Here is a 1,772-nt window from a genome sequence, read left to right as displayed (position 1 = left end):
ACATCGCCCGCTGGCTGCGGCGTGAGCACCCCGTGAAGGGGGTTCATGTGGCGCGGTACGAACAGCGGGGTCCGCACATCGTCTTCACCACCCGCGGCCGTCTCGGGGACGAAGAGGTCACCGTGCGCGGCACCTGGGACAAGGGCCGCCTCACACTGACGAGCAGTGGCCGGGGCTGGAACAGCGGCGCTCAGCGATTCGTACGCCTGGCCGGGCCCGGGGGCGGCGCGACTTCACGGTGACGGCTACGGCGTCGTCCGGTGTCACGCGGCTCCGGGGGGCGATTCCGTTGATCATGGCGCGGCGTCGACCGTCACGCCGACCGAACGCTGCCGCAGGTGCAGGGCCAGAAGTTCCATTTCCACGCGGGTGCCGATGAGGCCGCCCTCCATGAACCGGTCCGCCATGACCCGAGCCTCCGCCCATGAGAGCGGTTGCGCCGCGCGAAGGGCCTTCAGCACCGGGACCATGCCGACCGGACGGCCGGATGGCCCCCTTCTCGTCGGACGTCTTCCAGGAGGCCCACACATGTGCCGTGCGGCCCGCGGGCACCGCGGAGGCGCTTGATGCAGACGGGCCGAAAGGTGTCGTTGACGGCGTCCGGAGCCGCCGGTAACTGTGGTAACGCGGGAGCTCGAGATGCTCCCGCTCCTCACAACACCGCGGGCCACGACTGCGTCGGGTGCCATGGGGAGCACCGCGACAGTGAGTCCCGCGTGTTGTCGTCCCGACAGGGGGGTACCAACTGATGCGCATGAAGCGGTTATGGTCCGGCGTCGTCGGCGTCCTCGCGTCGCTGCTGATGACAGCCTTCGCCGTCGCTCCCGCCCAGGCGGCCGTTTCCCCGGACCGCGGTGCCGGTGACCGGGTGGTCGTGCTGCCGTCGGCGCCCGAGAGTGCCCGCGGGACGTCGGCCCGGGCCGACGCGGCCGCGGTGTCACCGACGATCTCGCCATCGGTGCGCACCGAACACCGTGCGCCGGGCAGTCCCTATACCTGCCCAGGCGGGAACCTCTGCGCCGTCGCCTGGGATCCGACGACGTCGGACTACAAGGTGTTCTTCCTCTACACCTGCCGCACGTACGCGCTGGCGAACTGGAACGGGACCGGCAACTACTACAACGCCCAGACCGGCGGCGTCACCTCGTACTTCTACGGACGGACCGGCAACGTCCTGAAGTCCTTCACGCCGGACTTCACCAACCACGACCAGGACTGGACGCCCGTCTGGTACATCCGCAACTGTTGAGCGGGCCAAGGTGGGCAAACGGCTCGGGCCGGTCGTTCGACCTGCCCGAGCCGTTGTTCTATTTTGCCTGAAGCAGATCGACCGGACAGGCCGGACCGGTGGGGTCCGGCAGGAGAGGGAGTTCCCCGATGGACAGGCAGCACTTCGAGCGGATCACCGCGTTCGTCGAGGACCGGCTTCGCCCGCTGTTCGACGCCGAGACCGGGAGTGAGCACGGTTTCGGGATGGACGACACCTCGCGCGCGCTGCGCGCGCTGCTCAACACGGTCAGGGCCGCGGCCGCGGTCAAGGGTCTCGTCGAGAAGCGCGACACCGCGGACCCGGCGATGCGCAACATCATCGACCAGGCGCTGGAGCACAACTGGGACGTACTCCGTGGCGTTGCCCGGAACTGGGAGGACCACCCGGACTTCATGCGGGAGTTCAAGCGGCACGCGTGGGAGCTCGAAGAGGCCCCCGCCGCCCCGGTGACCGCCGAGGGCTGAGCCCCGGGCGGCGCCGACGACCGTCTCAGTCCCCGGTC

General features: G+C 69.6%; 3 protein-coding genes. All 3 read left to right on the top strand.

Annotated features, from left to right (window positions below; translation table 11 throughout):
- A partial coding sequence (locus tag ACY34K_RS33810; RefSeq protein ID WP_462754096.1) for a hypothetical protein occupies positions 1 to 242 on the top strand: 242 nt, incomplete at its 5' end.
- Between the two features lie 512 nt (positions 243 to 754).
- A complete protein-coding gene (locus ACY34K_RS33805; protein ID WP_462754094.1) occupies positions 755 to 1,249 on the top strand; it encodes a hypothetical protein in 495 nt (164 codons plus the stop codon).
- A 128-nt stretch (positions 1,250 to 1,377) separates the two neighbouring features.
- A complete protein-coding gene (locus ACY34K_RS33800) occupies positions 1,378 to 1,734 on the top strand; it encodes a hypothetical protein (protein WP_462754092.1) in 357 nt (118 codons plus the stop codon).
- Positions 1,735 to 1,772 lie beyond the last annotated feature (38 nt).

This window comes from Streptomyces sp. STAM6, from assembly GCF_054963715.1.
The sequence above is the reverse complement of the archived record's forward strand: the minus strand, read 5'-3'. Positions and strand labels throughout refer to the sequence as shown.